General features: G+C 66.1%; 14 protein-coding genes. 7 read left to right on the top strand and 7 right to left on the bottom strand.

The window, feature by feature from the left end; all coding sequences use genetic code 11:
• Positions 1-91: 91 nt before the first annotated feature.
• The 3 genes from ACFPPB_RS09730 to ACFPPB_RS09720 all read left to right on the top strand — a co-directional run bounded on the left by ACFPPB_RS09730 (position 92) and on the right by ACFPPB_RS09720 (position 3692).
• A complete protein-coding gene (locus tag ACFPPB_RS09730; protein WP_377326566.1) occupies positions 92-1477 on the top strand; it encodes a M16 family metallopeptidase in 1386 nt (461 codons plus the stop codon).
• Positions 1474-2982, top strand: a complete 1509-nt coding sequence (locus ACFPPB_RS09725) for a M16 family metallopeptidase (protein WP_377326565.1) — start codon at positions 1474-1476, stop codon at positions 2980-2982. The genes ACFPPB_RS09730 and ACFPPB_RS09725 overlap by 4 nt, the downstream gene beginning before the upstream one ends.
• 290 nt (positions 2983-3272) lie before the next feature.
• Complete coding sequence (locus ACFPPB_RS09720; RefSeq protein WP_377326564.1) at positions 3273-3692, top strand: acyloxyacyl hydrolase; 420 nt, start codon at positions 3273-3275, stop codon at positions 3690-3692.
• A gap of 20 nt (positions 3693-3712) precedes the next feature.
• Here ACFPPB_RS09720 and ACFPPB_RS09715 read toward each other — a convergent pair whose 3' ends face one another.
• The 5 genes from ACFPPB_RS09715 to ACFPPB_RS09695 all read right to left on the bottom strand — a co-directional run bounded on the left by ACFPPB_RS09715 (position 3713) and on the right by ACFPPB_RS09695 (position 8869).
• Complete coding sequence (locus ACFPPB_RS09715; protein ID WP_377326563.1) at positions 3713-5239, bottom strand: DHA2 family efflux MFS transporter permease subunit; 1527 nt, start codon at positions 5237-5239, stop codon at positions 3713-3715.
• 118 nt (positions 5240-5357) lie between these two features.
• Positions 5358-6563: an efflux RND transporter periplasmic adaptor subunit gene (locus tag ACFPPB_RS09710; protein WP_377326562.1), complete on the bottom strand. Its 1206-nt coding sequence runs from the start codon at positions 6561-6563 to the stop codon at positions 5358-5360.
• 9 nt (positions 6564-6572) lie between these two features.
• A complete protein-coding gene (locus ACFPPB_RS09705; RefSeq protein ID WP_377326561.1) occupies positions 6573-8033 on the bottom strand; it encodes an efflux transporter outer membrane subunit in 1461 nt (486 codons plus the stop codon).
• Positions 8034-8055: 22 nt separating this feature from the next.
• Positions 8056-8532, bottom strand: coding sequence for a MarR family winged helix-turn-helix transcriptional regulator (locus ACFPPB_RS09700; protein WP_377326560.1), 477 nt, complete (start codon positions 8530-8532; stop codon positions 8056-8058).
• Positions 8533-8584: 52 nt separating this feature from the next.
• Positions 8585-8869, bottom strand: a complete 285-nt coding sequence (locus tag ACFPPB_RS09695) for a hypothetical protein (RefSeq protein ID WP_377326559.1) — start codon at positions 8867-8869, stop codon at positions 8585-8587.
• A gap of 209 nt (positions 8870-9078) precedes the next feature.
• On the opposite strand from ACFPPB_RS09695, the gene ACFPPB_RS09690 reads away from it, so the two are divergent.
• The 4 genes from ACFPPB_RS09690 (at position 9079) to ACFPPB_RS09675 (ending at position 13644) form a co-directional block, all read left to right on the top strand.
• Positions 9079-9894 (top strand): AraC family transcriptional regulator, encoded by an 816-nt coding sequence (locus tag ACFPPB_RS09690; protein WP_377326558.1) that lies wholly within the window; start codon positions 9079-9081, stop codon positions 9892-9894.
• 226 nt (positions 9895-10120) lie between these two features.
• Entirely contained in the window at positions 10121-10987 is an 867-nt protein-coding gene (locus ACFPPB_RS09685; protein WP_377326557.1) for an MBL fold metallo-hydrolase, read from the top strand.
• Positions 10988-11069: 82 nt separating this feature from the next.
• A complete protein-coding gene (locus ACFPPB_RS09680) occupies positions 11070-11927 on the top strand; it encodes an EamA family transporter (RefSeq protein ID WP_377326556.1) in 858 nt (285 codons plus the stop codon).
• A gap of 109 nt (positions 11928-12036) precedes the next feature.
• A complete protein-coding gene (locus ACFPPB_RS09675; protein WP_377326555.1) occupies positions 12037-13644 on the top strand; it encodes a S10 family peptidase in 1608 nt (535 codons plus the stop codon).
• 24 nt (positions 13645-13668) lie between these two features.
• On the opposite strand, the gene ACFPPB_RS09670 is transcribed toward ACFPPB_RS09675, so the two are convergent.
• Both ACFPPB_RS09670 and ACFPPB_RS09665 read right to left on the bottom strand, forming a co-directional pair.
• Complete coding sequence (locus tag ACFPPB_RS09670; protein ID WP_377326554.1) at positions 13669-14718, bottom strand: LacI family DNA-binding transcriptional regulator; 1050 nt, start codon at positions 14716-14718, stop codon at positions 13669-13671.
• Positions 14719-14848: 130 nt separating this feature from the next.
• Positions 14849-16135, bottom strand: a complete 1287-nt coding sequence (locus ACFPPB_RS09665; RefSeq protein ID WP_377326553.1) for a sugar MFS transporter — start codon at positions 16133-16135, stop codon at positions 14849-14851.
• Between the last annotated feature and the right edge of the window lie 379 nt (positions 16136-16514).

Below are 16514 nucleotides of genomic sequence, written 5' to 3'. Positions count from 1 at the left end.
CGAGACCCGTGCCGCCGTCCGGCAGCAGAGCCAGCGCCTTCGTCGACTTGCTATGGTTGGCCTTTCGCCCGGAGGAATTGAACGGATGACCATGCATCAGCGTCCGATCGCTTGGCTGGCTTCACTGGTCCTGTTCGTGGCAACCGTGTCGCCCCCGCTGGCTGCGGCCGAGCTGGCTATCCCGCCGATCCCGTACTACCAGCGCATCTTGCCGAACGGCTTGCAGGTGTTGAGTGTGGAGAACCACGCCAGTCCGACCGTGTCGGTGCAAATGTGGTACCACGTCGGTTCCAAGGACGATCCGCAGGGTCGCTCCGGCTTCGCGCATCTGTTCGAACATCTGATGTTCAAGAGCACGAAGCACATGCCCGCCGAGCAGCTCGACCGGTTCACCGAAGACGTCGGCGGTTCCAACAACGCGTCGACCGGTGACGACGTCACCAATTATTTCGAGATCGTTCCCAGCAACTACCTGCAGACCTTGCTGTGGGCCGAGGCCGAGCGCTTGTCCAACCTCAATGTGGACGAGAAGAATTTCAAGTCCGAGCGCGCGGTGGTGGAGGAGGAGTACCGCCAGAGCGTGCTGGCCAATCCGTACGGCAAGCTGTTCAACGCGATCGATCCGCACTCGTACACGGTGCATCCGTACCGGCGGCCGACCATCGGCAGCATCGAGGATCTGGAAGCGGCCTCGCTGCAGAACGTGATCGATTTCCACAAAGCCTTCTACCGGCCGGACAACGTCACTCTGATTGTCACCGGCGATTTCGATCCGAAGCAGCTCGATGCCTGGGTCGACCAGTATTTCGGCTGGATGCCGAAACCGGCCACGCCGGTACCGCAGGTCGTCGTGCAGGAACCGCTGCGCAAGAAGGATCTGCGTTACACCGTGACCAGCTCGACCGCGCCGTTGCCCGCGGTGGCGATCACCTGGCTGATCCCGCCCGCGGCCGACAGTGCCGACAGCATCCCGCTGCAGGTCGCCGCCGCGTTGCTGTCGCAAGGCGATTCGTCGCGGCTGTACCAGTCGCTGGTCTATCGCCATCAGGTCGCCCAGCAAGTCGGGGCCGACGCCGATGGCCGGGTCGGCCCGGGTCTGTTCACTGCCTACGCGATCCTCGCCAGCGGGCATTCCCCGGCCGACGCGGAGAAGTTGCTGCAGGAGGAGATCATCTGGCTGGCGACCCAGCCGATCCCGGCCAGCGAGCTCGACAAGGTGAAAACCCAGCTGCTGACCAGCGAGCTGAAACAACGCCAGACCGCGCAGGGCATCGCCTTCGCGCTGGGTCAGGCGAGCCTGATCGAAGGCAATCCGGACCGTGTGAACACCGATCTGGCTGCGCTGCAGAAAGTCAGCGAACACGATGTCCACCGGGTCATGCAGAAGTACGTCCTCGGCGCTCACAGCGTCACCATCGACTATCTGCCGCAGGCCGCCACGGCAGCGACGGCTGCCGGCAAGGGAGCAACGCAATGAGCCGCCACGCGAAAGCACTTCGTTTGGCCGTCTTTACGGCCATGCTGATGATGGCCGCCGGTGGCGTGTTCGCCGCCTCGGCTTCCGCCGATGATTTCCCGGCCACGCCGCCGGTGCCGGGCCCGGCGCCGAAACTGAGCGTACCCACGCCATCCACGCAGATGCTGGCCAACGGCCTGCAGGTAATCAGCGTGCGCCGCGCCGGCTTGCCGCTGGTCACCGCCGAGCTGGTGTTGCGTGGCGGCGGCGAGATGGACCCGCCGGCGTTGGCCGGCCTGGCCGACCTTACCGCGAACCTGCTGAGCAAGGGCGCCGCCGGCAAGACCGCGCCGCAGATCGCGGCTGCTGTCGAAGCGCTGGGCGGTTCGCTGAGCGCCGCCGCGGGCTGGGACCGGAGTGCGGTAGGCGTCACCGTGACCACGCCGAAATTGCCGCAGGCGCTGGGACTGCTCGCCGAGGTGGTGCGGCGGCCGGACTTCAGTGCGGCCGAACTGAAGCGCGCGCAGGCGCAGGCGATCGACGATCTGCGCCTGTCGCTGAGCCGGCCGATTGCACTGGCCTCGTTGGCGGCCGGTCGCGGTGTCTTCGGCGACGGCGCCTACGGCCACTCGCGCAGCGGCACGCCGGCGTCGATCGTGCGGATCAGCCGCGAAGACGTGCAGCATCTGCATGACAAGCTGTACCGGCCGGACAATGCGATCCTGATCCTGGCCGGCGACATCGCGCCGGAGCAGGCGAAGCAGCTGGCGCAGAGCAGTTTCGGCGACTGGCGCAGGCCGTCCACGCCACTGCTGCCCCGGCCGGTGGGCATGGCCGCCAGCCACGTGCCGGCGATCCTGCTGATCGACCAGCATGGCGCCGGCCAGGCCGGCGTGGTCGTCGCGCATGCGGCGCCGCCGCGCAAGGATGCCGACTATTACGTCGGCATCGTCGCCAACGCGGTGCTCGGCGGCTCGTATTCGGCGCGCCTCAACGAGGAGATCCGCATCAAGCGGGGGCTGTCCTACGGCGCCAGCAGCCGGCTGCAGCCGCTGGACGATGCCGGCATGTGGCTGGCCGCCGCGCAGACCAAGAACCCCTCGGCGCCGCAAGTGGTCGAGCTGGTACTGGGCGCGTTCAAGCGGCTCGGCAGGACACGCGTTTCCGCCAGCGAACTGGCGGCGCGCAAGGCGACCTTGATCGGCAGCTACGTCAACAGTCTGCAAACCACCGCCGGCCTCGCCGAACAGGTCGGCGAGCTGGCCATCTACGGCGTGAAGCTGGAGCAGATCGGCAAGTACATCGAGCAGGTGCAGGCGGTCACGCCGAAGCAGATCGAGAAGTACGCGGCGAGGCACCTGGACGCCGACGGCAGCAAGGTGGTGGTGGTGGGCGACGCCGCGCAGTTCGGTGCGGCGATCCGCCAGGCGCATCCCAAGGCGGTGCTGCTGAAGTCGAGCGCGCTCGATCTGGGCAGCCCCAGCCTGCAACCGGCAGCCGTCGGGCCGAAAACCATCGCACGATAAGCCGGCGGCCGCACCGTCCCAGGGGGGAAGCCCCGGCGGCTGCCGCCGGGGCATTTCGCAACCGAAACACATGGCGAAGAAACATAGTGTTTCCGCCGGGGGGCTTCACCCGTGCACGACATTGTTTAATAAACTATGGGGTACACAAACCAACCGCGACCCAGTCCCCTATAGGTCCCTCCATGCGTCTGCCTTTCCGCGCACCCCTCGTTCTGCTTGCGCTACCCCTTGCCTCGCTTGCCTTTCCCGCCGCCGCTACCCGTCTGGAAATCCAGGGCGGCCGGAGTTACATGGATAGCTACGCGACGAATACCGTATTCGTCGAAGGCGTGTTGGACGAACACCGCATCGGCGACAGCCGCTTCAGCTGGTCGCCGGATGTCTCGCTGGGCTGGCTCGATGGCCGCGATATCGCCCATTTCGATGGCGGTCGTTACACCACGCGGGACCCGATCTGGCTGGTGGCAGGCGGGGCGCGTCTCCACTATGGCGACGCCGGCGACTGGTATCGACCCTTGTTTCTCAGTTTCCAGCCGGCCCTGCATACCGGCCGCACGCAGGCATTGAGCACGCCCTACGAGTTCGTCAGCACGCTGGGCTGGCAGGGGCGGCGTTTCAGCGTGCAGATCCGACACATTTCAAACGGCAATCTGCACCACCCCAACCGCGGCGAAACCATGGCTCTGGTGGGCGTGGCCTTCAATCCGTAGCTCGCGGCGGCGGCGTTCGATCAATGCCCGCCGGCGGCGGGGCCGGCTTTCGCGCTGAATGGCGGCCTGGCCAGCCAGATCACCAGCACCAGCCCGATGAAGATCCAGCCCAGCGCGTGGAACACCTCATTGAACGAGATCTGGTAGCCCTGCTGGGTGATCATGTCGTTGATCACGCCGGCACCGGCCTGCGGGTTGCCCTGGCCGATCCGGCTGATCGCCTCCTGCGAGGTCGAGCTGTAGACGGTGATGTGTTCGGCCAGCTGTTCGTGGTGGCTCACCGCGCGGCGCTCCCACAGCAAGGTGGTCAGCGAGGCGGAGAAACTGCCGCCTAGCGTGCGCAGGAAAGTGGCCACGCCCGAGCCGGCGGCGATCTCGTTCTGTTGCAGGTCCGACAGCAGGATGGTCAGGATCGGCATGAAGAACAGCGCCACGCCCAGGCCTTGCAGCAGCTGCACCATCGCCACGTGATAGAAGTCGATGCCGATGAAGAAGTCCGCGCGCATGAAGCAGGTCATGCCCATCACCACGAACGCCACCGACGCCAGCAGGCGCAGGTCGAAGCGGCCGGCGTACTTGCCCACGAAGAAGGTCAGCAACACCGGGATCACGCCCAGCGGCGCCGTGGCGTAACCGGCCCAGGTCGAGGTGTAGCCGAGATTGCGCTGCAGCCACAGCGGCACCAGCAGGCCGATCGCGAAGAACGCCGCGTAGGCGAGCACCAGCGCGATCGTGCCGGCGGTGAAGTTGCGGTGGCGGAACAGCTTGAGGTCGACGATCGGATCCTTGTCGGTCAGCTCCCAGATCAGGAAGATCGCGATGCTGATCGCCGAGACGATGCTGGCGACGATGATGAAGGTGGAGTTGAACCAGTCCGCATCGTTGCCCTTGTCCAGCACGATCTGCAGTGCGCCTACGCCGATGATCAAGGTGATCAGGCCGACGTAGTCGATCTTCGGGCGCTCGGTCTTCTCGACCTTTCCGCGCAGCTGGTTCGCCACCACCGTGCTGGCGAAGATGCCGATCGGCACGTTGATGAAGAAGATCCACGGCCACGAGTAATTGTCGGTGATCAGGCCGCCCAGGATCGGGCCGGCGATCGGCGCCACCACGGTCACCATCGCCAGCAGCGCCAGCGCCATGCCGCGCTTGGCCGGCGGATAGATGCCGATCAGCAGGCTCTGCGTGATCGGATACATCGGCCCGGCCACCGCGCCCTGCAGCGCGCGGAACACGATCAGCATGCCCATGCTCTGCGAGATGCCGCACAGGAACGAGGTGATCGCGAACAGCAAGGTGCACGCCACGAACAGTTTCACCTCGCCGAAGCGGCGGGTGAGGAATCCGGTCAGCGGCAGCGCGATCGCCATGCTCACCGCGAACGAGGTGATCACCCAGGTGCTCTGGTTGTTGCTGACGCCGAGGTTGCCGGCGATCGTCGGCAACGACACGTTGGCGATCGTGGTGTCCAGGACCTGCATGAAGGTCGCCAGCGACAGACCGATCGTGCTGAGTGCCAGATTGGGTGGACGGAATTGGGCGGTCATCGGTATCGGTCGTCAGATGTGTGTAGGAGCCCGCTTGCGGGCGATGCTGTTGCTTTGATGGTTGGGTAGGAAAGATCAAAGCTGGGGCATCGCCCGCCAGCGGGCTCCTACAAGGGGATCATTTGCCGCCGGCCATGTTGGCGTGGACGATCCGGGTGATCGCCGCGTCGGCCTTGGCCAGCTGCCGCTTGTATACGTCGGTGCTGAAGACCGGCTGGGTCGGCGACTGTTGCGCCAGCATCGGGCCGCCCTGGTCATGCAGACTGACGTCGACGGTCAGCGACATGCCCAGGCGCAGCGGATGCTTGTCCAACTGGGTCGGGTCGTCGAACACGATGCGCACGGGGATGCGCTGCACGATCTTGATCCAGTTGCCGGTGGCGTTCTGCGCCGGCAGCAACGAGAACGCGCTGCCGGTGCCGACGCCGAGACTCTCCACCTTGCCCTTGTATTTCACCTTGCCGCCGTAGACGTCGGACTCGATCTCCACCGGCTGGCCCAGCCGCATCCCGGTGAGCTGGGTTTCCTTGAAGTTCGCATCCACCCACACGCCGTGCAGCGGCACGACCGCCATCAGGGGAGCACCCGGCTGCACGCGCTGGCCAACCTGCACCGAACGCTTGGCCACATAGCCGTCCACGGGCGCGACCAGGGTGGCGCGCGCATCGTCGAGGAACGCGGCACGCAGACGCGCCGCGGCAACCTGCACGTCCGGATGCGAAGCCACCACGGTATCGTCGACCAGCACCTTGCTGGTCTCGTACGTCTGCTGGGAGACGATCAGGCCGCTCTCGGCGCTGGTCAGCGCGTCGCTGGCATGCGCCAGCTCCTCGGCCGAGATCGCGCCGGACCTGGCCAGCGCGACGCGGCGGTTGTAGTCGGCACGGGCCTTTTCCACCGCGATCTTGCGCGCGGCCACATCGGCCTGCGCGCCGTTGACGTTGGAATACAGGCCGCGCACCTTGCGCACGGTGTTGGCTAGATTCGCCTTCGCCTCGGCCAGCGCCACGTCGGCGTCGCTGGGGTCGAGCTGCACCAGCACGTCGCCGGCGTGCACAAGGTCGCCGTCGTCGGCACCGATGCTGACCACGGTGCCGGGCACCTGCGGCGTGATCTGCACCACATTGCCGTTGACGTAGGCATCGTCGGTACCTTCGTACCAGCGGCCGTCGAGGAAATACCACAGCGCCCAGCCGACGACGGCGAGCAACACCACGATGGCGAGTACGCGCAGCATCATGCCGCGCGGGTTTTTCTTGGGTGCCGCGGTGTTCGGTGATGCGCCGGCCGTATTTTCGGCCGCGGTAGGAGTCTGGCTGGACATGGGGCTGCCTCAGGAACGCGAAGAGTGGGAAGACGGGGAAGGCATGGCTGGTACCCCGGCCTGCGGCTGGAAGCCGCCGCCTAGGGCCTGAATCAATTGAACGGAAAGGTCGACCTGCTGCGCCTGCAGCGCGGCGATGCCGCGGTTCGCGGTGAGCAATTGCTGGCGCACGACGAGTGCTTCGAGATAGCTGCCGATGCCGGCCTTGTAGCGTTGCAGCGCCAGCTCCCACGCCTGCTGCGCCGCATCCTGCGCGCGCTGCTGCGCAGCGAGCTGGTCCCGCACCGATTGCAGGGCGGACAACTCGTCGGCGACCTGGTTCAGCGCGCTGACCAGGGTCTGGTTGTACTGCGCCACGGCGAGGTCGTATTGCGCATCCTTGCCGGACAGGTTCGCGCGCAACTTGCCGCCGTCGAAGATCGGCAGGCTGAGCGACGGCCCGAACTGGTAGAAGCGGGACGGCAGCGTGAGCGGATTGCCCCCGCCCATGCTGATCACGCCGGCCATCGCACCGATGCTGATGTTCGGCAGGAATTCGGTTTTCGCCGCCTTGATGTCCCTGGCCGAAGCCTCGACGCGCCAGCGTGCGGCGACCAGGTCGGCACGATGGCCGAGCAGATCGACCGGCAGGTTGGCCGGCACCGCCAGCTCGGCCGGTTTCAGCAGTTGTGGCCGGGCGATATCCAGCCCGCGGTCCGGGCCTTTGCCCAGCAGCACCGCCAGCGACGAGCGCGCCGCGTCGACCGCGCGTTTGGCCAGCGCCGCGTCCTGCTCGGCGGTCGCCACTTCGGCGTCGCTTTCCTTCAGCTGGATCTGGTTGTCGATGCCGCTGGCGACCCGCTGGCGGGTCAGCTCGCGCGACTGGCTCGCGCGCTGCAATTCGCCCGCTGCCAGATCCTGCTGGGTGAACGCGTAGCCGAGCTGGGCGTAGGCGCGGGCCACGTTGCCGGAAAGTTCGATGCGCGCGGCGCGGGCATCGATCTCGGTCGCGCGCGCCTGGCCCACCGCAGCTTCCCACGCGGCACGCTTGCCGCCCCACAGGTCGAGGTCCCACTTGAAGCTGGCGTAGCCGTACTTGGCCATCTCGAAATGCGCCTTGTTGCCGAGCAACGCGGCCGGCGGATGGGCGCCAGCGACCGCGGCGCCCCCGTTCACGCTGGGACCGCGGGCGGCATCGGCGACACCTGCTTCGGCCTGGGCCGCGCGGGCGCGGGCATCGGCCGCGGCGAGGCCCGGGTTGTCCTGTAGCGCCTCGGCGATCAGCGTGTCCAGTTGCGTATCGCCCAGCCCGGTCCACCAGTCCGCGGCAGGCCATGCGGCAGGCGAAAGATGGAAGCCGGCCAGGCTGCGGTCGGCTTTCAGGGAGGCGGGATCGGTCGGCGTGCCGTCCGGGTGCAGGCCGCCGCTGCTGACGCAGCCGGCCAGCGCGAGGGTCGATGCAATAGCTGCCGCAAGGAAGTGCAGACGCATGGGTTGTGGTCCGGAAGTAAGGTCAGTTCTTGTCGCGAAGCGCTTGCAGCATGCGCTCCAGGTAGTCGTGCAGCTGCGCCTGCTCGGCCGGATCCAGCGAGCGCTGCGCCGCTTTCATCACGCGCAGGCTGCACACGGATGCGGTGTTCTGCCAGACCGTGTGGCCCGCTTCGGTCAGTTCGATGCGCAACGCGCGGCGGTCCTGTTCATGCGGCGAACGACGCAGGTAACCCTTGCGCTCCAGCTGGTCCAGCTGGCGTGTCATCGCACCGCCATCCAGCTCCACCGCACGGGCCAGTTCCGTGGCCGACACCGGACCGAGCTGCTGCGATTTCTTGAGGATCAGGTACTGGGTGAAGCTGAGATCCAGTCCCTGGCCGGCAAGTTCGGCCTCGATCGCACGCACTATCTCGGAGCGCACCATGGTGATCAGCATGCCCAGGCTCGGCGCATGAGGCTCATGGGTGATGGAGGTCGGGGTGGGGTCGTTTTGATTCATGCCGGGCATTCTATTGCCCGAAATATATTTGTCAAGGCAAATATGTGTTTGTCTATGTTTGTTCAGGCAAAAGGTCGGGGCATGGCGGCGGCGACGCGATCGCCAGCCCGTCCAGTTCGTCGGTCAGCCACGCGCGCAGGCCCGGGTCGCGCAGCTCGAACAGCTCGAACACGCCCAGGGCTCGCAACGACGGCAATTGGGCCAGCAGCCGGGGCTCCACGGCGCGGCGCACCTGCTCGGGCGTGGCCGGATCCAGCATTTGGTGGGCACAGGCAACAAAGGTTTCCAGCGGGGACGTCGTCGGTTTGGGCTTGGAAAGCAGCTCGATCGGTGACATGGGGGTCATCCTCGGTTTGCAACGCAGCTGATGTGGGGGCATCTGCAGCAAAGACGCGCGAGCGGCGCGTGGCGTGACTGCAAGCGGGTGTTCGCGATGTGGCGCAGGCCGCGGCGCTGGTGCCAGACGGCGGTCCGGCACCCGGAAGCATAGGCCGGCGACAGGCAAGCTGATAACGTTATTTGGTCAACTTATGTCGAGAACTGGCCATGACGCCTTCCAGGCCGCAGGTCCATGAACTGATCGAGCAAGCCGGTGGCCCGGCGCTGATCGCCTATCGGATCGAGCGCGAAGCCGCCAGCGAATACGGCGAGGAAACCCACACCTACGACTGGCATCGTCATCTGCGTGGACAGTTCTTCTGCGTCGAGAGCGGCCTGGTCCATGTACACACCGAACACGGTTCGTGGATGTTGCCGCCGCACCGTGCCGGCTGGATGCCCCCAGGTGAGCTGCACACGGTCAGCATCAGCGGAGTGATGAGCGGCTGGGGTGTATTCATCGCGCCGGATCTCGACCACGGCCTGCCCGGGCATCCTTGCGTGATCGGCGTCAGCGACTTGATGCGCGCGCTGGTGCGCCGGGCCAGCTCGTGGACCTGGCACGAGCGGCTGGACGCGGAGCAGGACCGGGTAATGGCGGTGCTGCTGGACGAGATGCGCCGCGCGCCGCACGAACCGCTGCATCTGCCGATGCCGCTGGACCGACGCCTGCTGCGTATCGCCCAGGCCGTGCTCGAACAGCCGCACGACAACCGCAGCCTGGAGGACTGGGCCACCTGTGCCGGGCTGTCCGCACGCAGCCTGAGCCGATTGTTCCGCGCCGAGACCGCGCTGAGCTTCGCGCAATGGCGTCAGCAGGCTCGCCTCAGCTGCGCGCTGGAACAGCTGGCCGAAGGCGAGCCGGTCGCCACCGTCGCCGACGCGCTCGGCTACGCCAGCGTGAGCGCCTTCGTGGCGATGTTTCGGCGCAGCTTCGGCCAATCGCCGGGTCGCTACTTCGCACTGCGTCCATCGTCGGCCTGAAAGGTCGGCATGAGGGACTGGACCAGGCGTCGCCCGACGCCTTGCCGGCGACCAGGCCATCGGACCCGCATGATGCAACTGCCGATCGCGCAGAGGCGATAATCCCCACGTCCGTATTCACAGGAAGCGAGACCATGCACTCCTGCCTCGACGCCTTGTCCGGCGGCGCGCCGAACGGTTATCGGCCGGGCTGGCACCAGCACCCGCGTGCCGGAGGAATCCGGCGATGAAGCGCGCCGGCGTGCAGGCGTTCTTCGACGAAGTCAGTCATACCTTCAGCTACGTGGCATGGGACACGGCCACGGGCAGGGCGGCCGTGTTCGACAGCGTGCTCGACTATGACGCCGCCTCCGGTCGCACAGCGCACACATCTGCCGACGCGCTGGTCGCGTTCGTGCGGGCGCAAAAGCTGGGGGTGGACTGGGTGATCGACACCCATGTGCATGCCGACCATCTGTCGGCGGCGCCGTACGTGCAGGCGCAAGTCGGCGGCCGGCTGGGCATCGGCGAACACGTCCGCGACGTACAGGACACGTTCGGCCGACTGTTCAACGCCGGCCCCGGATTCCGCTGCGACGGCAGCCAGTTCGACCATCTGTTCAAGAACGGCGAACGCTACATGATCGGCGACATCGAAGCCGTGGCGATGCATACGCCCGGTCACACGCCTGCGTGCGTGACCCATCTGGTCGGTGATGCGGCCTTCGTCGGCGATACCTTGTTCATGCCCGACTACGGCACCGCGCGCTGCGATTTTCCCGGCGGCGACGCACGCACGTTGTACCGCTCGATCCAGCACATCTTCGCGCTGCCCGGCAACACGCGGATCTTCCTCTGCCACGACTACAAGGTCGGCGGCCGCGACGCGTTTGCCCACGAGACCACCGTGGCGGCCGAGCGCAACGGCAATATCCACGTCCGCGATGGCATCGGTGAGGACGACTTCGTGCGCATGCGCGACGCACGCGATGCCACCCTGGCCATGCCGGCGCTGATCCTGCCCGCGGTGCAGGTGAACATGCGCGCCGGCCAGCTGCCGCCGGCCGAGGATAACGGCGTGCGCTATCTGAAGATCCCGCTGGATTCCTTCTGAGCGGGCCGTGACGCCTCGGCGCGGGCGCGGTGCGTGGGTCACACTGCGGCACAATGGCGGTTTGCCATTTGCGGGGTGATGGATGATCTACGTACTGCTCAGTGTCGTGTGCAGCGTGCTGGTGTCGGTGCTGCTGAAGCTGGCGCGGCGCTATGGCATCGACATCGGCCAGGCCATCGCCTGGAATTACCTGGTCGCCGGCGCGCTCACCGCCATGCTGCTGCAGCCCTCGCTGACGACGCTGCGCGAGCCGGGTGTGCCGTGGCTGGCGCTGATCGGGTTGGGCGTGTTGCTGCCGACGATCTTCCTGGCGCTGGCCGCATCGGTGCGGCATGCCGGCATCGTGCGCAGCGATGCGGCGCAACGGCTGTCGCTGTTGCTCTCGCTGCTGGCGGCGTTCGCGCTGTTCGGCGAACAGCTCACTGCGTTCAAGGCGCTGGGCATCGGACTGGGTCTGCTCGCTCTGCTGTGCATGGTGTGGCGCGGCAGGGACGGCATGGCGGAAGGCGGCCCCGCCGGCTGGCTGTATCCGCTGCTGGTGTTCGGCGGCTTCGGTGCGATCGACATCCTGTTCAAGCGCGTGGCGCAGGCCGGCGTGCCGCTGGGTGCGTCGCTGCAGGCGATGTTTGCGCTGGCACTGCTGGTCGCGCTGGCGCTGCAGCTGTGGCGTCGCCTGCGTGGCCGCAGCCGATTCACCGCGCGCAGTGCGCTGGCGGGTGTCGCGCTGGGGCTGGCCAACTTCGGCAATATCCTGTTCTACCTGCGCGGCCACCAGGCGCTGCCGCAGCATCCGGCGCTGGTGTTCGCCAGCATGAATATTGGCGTGGTGGCGCTGGGTGCGCTGGTCGGCCTGCTGCTGTTTCGCGAGCGGCTGAGCCGCATCAACCTCGGCGGCGTGCTGCTGGCGCTGGCGGCGATCGGCTTGATTGCCCGCGCCTGAACCGGTCACCGGCAGTGACTTCTGGGAGATGAAAGCCCGTCGTATCGATGCCTATGCTGCCGGTTCCCCGAGGCGGCCTTCGCCTCTGCCAGCTGAGGATGTCCCGTCCATGCGCAAACTTCCCCTCGCCGCGGCGCTCGCCGCGCTGCTGTTCAGCACCATGGCCGTCGCCGGCCCCGACAAGAAGGACGACAAGGCCAAGCCCGAGGCGAAACCCGATGCCGCCCTGCTGCATCCGCAGACGTCGAACAGCGAGGGTTCCGTATCGGTCGAAGGCCATCGCATCGATTACAAGGCCGTGGCCGGCACACTGGTGCTGCACGGCAGCGGCGACAAGGAGAACGAGCCGGAAGTCAGCATGTTCTACGTCGCCTATTTCAAGAAGGGCGCCGAGGCGACCCAACGGCCGATAACCTTCATCTACAACGGCGGTCCCGGTTCGGCCACGGTATGGCTGCACATGGGCGCGTTCGGGCCGAAGCGAGTGGTGACCTCTGACGACACGCATACGCCGGCCGCCCCGTACGGCCTGGTCAACAACGACTACAGCCTGCTCGATGCCTCCGACGTGGTGTTCATCGATGCGCCCGGTGCCGGTTTCAGCCGCTTGATCGCGGACGATGCCGACAAGTCCAAGCGCGACGAACAGATGAAGGATAGGCGCAAGGCGATCTACGGCGTCGACGGCGACGGCCATGCGTTCGCGCAGTTCATCACCCAGTTCCTGTCCAAGTACGGTCGCTGGAATTCGCCGAAATACCTGTTCGGCGAAAGCTACGGCACCACCCGCTCGGCCGTGTTGTCGAACATCCTGGAGAACGAGGACAGCGTGGATCTGAACGGCGTGATCCTGCTCTCCCAGATCCTCAGTTTCGACACCAGCATCGACGGTCCCGAGTTCAATCCGGGCATCGACCTGCCGTATGAACTGGCGTTGCCGACGTTCGCCGCCACCGCGTTCTACCACCACAAGCTGCCGCAGCAGCCGGCGGCGCTGGAACCGTTCCTCAAGGAGGTGGAGCAGTACGCGCAGGGCGATTACGCGCAGGCACTGATGGCCGGTTCGCGACTCGCCGACGCGCAGAAGCAGGCGGTGGCGGAGAAACTGCACCAGTACACCGGCCTGCCGGTGGACTATCTGCTGAAGGCGAATCTGCGCGTCAGCGGCGGCATGTTCGAGCACGAGCTGCAGACCGGCGAGGACATCACCACCGGCCGGCTGGACAGCCGCTTCTCCGGTCCGTCGATCGATCCGATGAGCAAGGATTCCGACTACGATCCGCAGTCCTCGGCGATCAGCTCGGCTTATATCGCCGCGTTCAACGACTACGTGCGACGCGACCTGAAATTCGGCGACGGCCAGCAATACCGGGAGTTTGCCGACATCAAGCACTGGGACTTCTCGCACAAGGCGCCGGGCGTGCACGGCGAGGCGCTGCAATCCTCGACCAACGTGATGCCGGATCTGGCCATGGCGATGAAGACCAATCCCAACCTCAAGGTGTACTTGAACGGCGGTTACTACGATCTGGCCACGCCGTTCTTCGCCGCCGACTACGAAATGCATCACCTGCCGATCCCGGCCAGCCTCGAGAGCAATATCAGCTACTCGTGGTACCCGTCCGGCCACATGGTGTACGCGCACGAGGCGTCATTGAAGCAGCTGCACGACAACGTCGCCCGCTTCATCGGGCAGACCGACAACGTCAGGCACTGAGGCGGCCGTACGCCGCCCGGGCGCTCAACGCCTGGGCGGCGCGGTATGCCGCGGCGCAGTCGAGCCCCGCACCACCAGCTCCGGACTGAAGCCCTCGTTGGTGCTGCTGATCGCCTCGCCATGGGCTTCGCGCTGCAGGTCGCCGATCAATCGCTGCGCGGCATGCCGCGCAATCTCTTCGGTGGCCTGGCGCGCCGTGGTCAGGGCCGGCCACGACTGCTTGGAGAACGGGCTGTCCTCGAAGCCCGCGATCGACAATTCGTACGGCACGTTGATGCCGTCGGAATGTGCCGCCGCCAGCACGCCGGCGGCGATCTCGTCGTTCGAGCCGAAGATCGCGCTGGGCCGGTCCTTCAACGCCAGCAGCTTGCGCGCACCGCGGAAGCCGTCGTCGAAAGTGTAGTCGCCCGGGATGATCAGCTTGCGATCCAGGGCGATGCCGTAATCCTTCAGCGCGTCTTCGTAACCCTGGTAGCGTTCCACGCTGGAGCGGTGATCGGTGCCGCCCCACAGGAAGCCGATGCGCTGATGGCCGAGCTGGATCAGGTGCTCGGTGATCGCGTAGGCGGCGTCGCGGTCGTCCACATACACGCAGGGAGAGCCGTCCTGCGGATCCTTGCGCGCCGAGATGATGCGTATGAACGGGATCTTCGCCTCGCTCAGCGCCCGGATCAGCGCCGGCTGCTCGGACATCGGCGGCGCCAGCACCAGCCCGGCCAGGCGCGAGCGGCGCACCAGGTCGCGCAACTCGTCGGCCAGTTTCGGCGATGACGAGTCGCAGGGATGGATCTGCAGGCCGAAGCCGCTGCTGCGGCACACCGACAGCACGCCGCGCTGCAGGTTGATGATGTAGTGCGCGTTCGGGTTGTCGTAGACCAGCCCCAGCGCATACGCGCGGGTGCTGCGCAGGCTGCGCGCGGAAGGATCGGGCTGGTAGCCGAGCGCGTCGATCTCGCGCTGCACCTTCTCGCGCGTGCGGGCGTGCACCGAAGGCTCGTTGTTGATCACGCGCGAAACGGTCTTCAGCGAAACGCCGGCCCGTTCGGCTACATCCTTGATAGTGGCGCTACGCACCCGCTGAACCTCGTGCATCGTGATGTAAGACGCCTATCGTGATGTAGGGTCGTGGCGCCGACCACGTCGCGCAGGAATGCGCCGCATCGCACGCATCCTAGCTTATGGCCACGCCCGCCGCGAAGCGGACTCATCCACCGGCCTTCTGGCCGACCCGGTGGCCGGCCAGTCCGTAGTACAGGATGTACAGGTAGCACGGCACCATCAGCAGCATGAACGCGAGCTGGAAGTCGATGTGCTGTTTCAGGTGCACGAACAGCTGCGGTACCACCGCGCCGCCGGCGATGCCCATGATCAGCAGCGCCGAACCTGCTTCGGTGTGGCGGCCGAGGCCATTGATCGCCAGCGGAAAGATCGCCGGCCACATCATCGCATTGGCAAAGCCGAGCGCAGCGACGAACAGCACCGAGCTGTATCCGCTGGTGGCGAACGCACCCAGCGTGAACAGCACTCCGAGCACCGCCGAGACCGCCAGATAACGCTGTTGCGAGATGAAGCGCGGAATCAGCAGCAGGCCGGCAACGTAGCCGAGCAGCATCGCGCCCAGCGTGAACGAGGTGAAGAAGCGCGTCTCATCGAGCGGCAGGTGAAAGCTGGCGCCATAAGTGCCGATCGCGTCGCCGGCCATGACCTCCACGCCCACATACAGGAACAGGCACAGCACGCCCAGCCACAGGTGCGGGAAGCTAAAGATGCTGCCGAGCTTGTGGCCGATCGCCTGTTCGCTGTTGGCGCCGGCCGGCTTGATCTCCGGCAGCGACGAGCGGGCGATCCAGATGGCAAGCAGTACCAGCAGCCCCGCCATCACCATGTACGGAAGATGCACCTTGCCGGCGAAGGCGTTGAGCAAGGCCTCGCGCGCCTGCGGCGTAGGCGCCGACTCGACCTGCTGGCCGAAGGTGCTGATGCCGCTCAGTACCAGTGCGCCGAAGGCGAACGGCGCGATCGCGCCGGCCAGCTTGTTGCAGATGCCCATGAACGCGATGCGCTGTGCCGCGCTGTCGATCGGGCCGAGAATGCTGATGTACGGATTGGAGGCGGTCTGCAGCAGCGAGAGACCGGCGCCGATCACGAACAGTCCGGTCAGCGCGCCCGGATACATCCGCATGGTGGTGAACTGGCCGAACAGCACCGCGCCGATCGCCATCACGAACAGTCCCAGCGCCATGCCTTTCTTCATGCCCGTGCGGCGCAATACCGACGACGCCGGCAGCGCCAGGAAGAAGTACGACAGGTAGAACGCCATCGGCACCAGGAACGCATTCACATCGTCGAGATTGAAGGCCAGCTTGACGAAGGTGATCAGCGGCCCGTTGAGCCAGGTGACGAAGCCGAAGATGAAAAACAGCAGGCCGATGATCAGCATCGGGCCAAGGTTGGTGCGTTCGGACGGCGCCGCCGTCATCGTGGTTGCCATGGTCTTGTTTCTCCCCGGAGTCCGACCGTACAGCACCGGCCGAATGACCGGGACAGACAGGAATGTCTCCTTAATCGCCGGAAAGTGCAACGTTGTCAATTAATACCGCGCCAAGAACGACCGTCCGCAGCCCCGATCGGGCCATCCAGACGGCTATATCGGCGTGCCTGTGCGGCACTGCCGCGGGGCGCCACGGAGCCGCAAGATTTTTCTGAAAGCCGCCGTGTAAAGCCATCCACGATGCTTCCATGAATGATCTTGCGGACTACTGCGGCGGTATTGCTGCAATGCAGTATCGAAAGTTCCCGAATTTGTCGCTGACCCGGTTGACAACGTTGTCATTTCGACAGCAGACTCCGTCCGAATCAGGCCAAGGCCC

It is taken from the genome of Rhodanobacter terrae (genome assembly GCF_042657005.1).
Taxonomy (GTDB): Bacteria; Pseudomonadota; Gammaproteobacteria; order Xanthomonadales; family Rhodanobacteraceae; genus Rhodanobacter; species Rhodanobacter terrae.
This window is presented reverse-complemented; position numbering and strand designations above follow the sequence as displayed.

What these genes read in the sequence shown, in the direction of transcription:
- ACFPPB_RS09730 (WP_377326566.1), top strand. Translation starts at nt 92, where the DNA reads ATGCATCAGCGTCCGATCGCTTGGCTGGCTTCACTGGTCCTGTTCGTG.
- ACFPPB_RS09725 (WP_377326565.1), top strand. Translation starts at nt 1,474, where the DNA reads ATGAGCCGCCACGCGAAAGCACTTCGTTTGGCCGTCTTTACGGCCATG.
- ACFPPB_RS09720 (WP_377326564.1), top strand. Translation starts at nt 3,273, where the DNA reads ATGGATAGCTACGCGACGAATACCGTATTCGTCGAAGGCGTGTTGGAC.
- ACFPPB_RS09715 (WP_377326563.1), bottom strand. Translation starts at nt 5,239, where the DNA reads ATGACCGCCCAATTCCGTCCACCCAATCTGGCACTCAGCACGATCGGT.
- ACFPPB_RS09710 (WP_377326562.1), bottom strand. Translation starts at nt 6,563, where the DNA reads ATGTCCAGCCAGACTCCTACCGCGGCCGAAAATACGGCCGGCGCATCA.
- ACFPPB_RS09705 (WP_377326561.1), bottom strand. Translation starts at nt 8,033, where the DNA reads ATGCGTCTGCACTTCCTTGCGGCAGCTATTGCATCGACCCTCGCGCTG.
- ACFPPB_RS09700 (WP_377326560.1), bottom strand. Translation starts at nt 8,532, where the DNA reads ATGAATCAAAACGACCCCACCCCGACCTCCATCACCCATGAGCCTCAT.
- ACFPPB_RS09695 (WP_377326559.1), bottom strand. Translation starts at nt 8,869, where the DNA reads ATGTCACCGATCGAGCTGCTTTCCAAGCCCAAACCGACGACGTCCCCG.
- ACFPPB_RS09690 (WP_377326558.1), top strand. Translation starts at nt 9,079, where the DNA reads ATGACGCCTTCCAGGCCGCAGGTCCATGAACTGATCGAGCAAGCCGGT.
- ACFPPB_RS09685 (WP_377326557.1), top strand. Translation starts at nt 10,121, where the DNA reads ATGAAGCGCGCCGGCGTGCAGGCGTTCTTCGACGAAGTCAGTCATACC.
- ACFPPB_RS09680 (WP_377326556.1), top strand. Translation starts at nt 11,070, where the DNA reads ATGATCTACGTACTGCTCAGTGTCGTGTGCAGCGTGCTGGTGTCGGTG.
- ACFPPB_RS09675 (WP_377326555.1), top strand. Translation starts at nt 12,037, where the DNA reads ATGCGCAAACTTCCCCTCGCCGCGGCGCTCGCCGCGCTGCTGTTCAGC.
- ACFPPB_RS09665 (WP_377326553.1), bottom strand. Translation starts at nt 16,135, where the DNA reads ATGGCAACCACGATGACGGCGGCGCCGTCCGAACGCACCAACCTTGGC.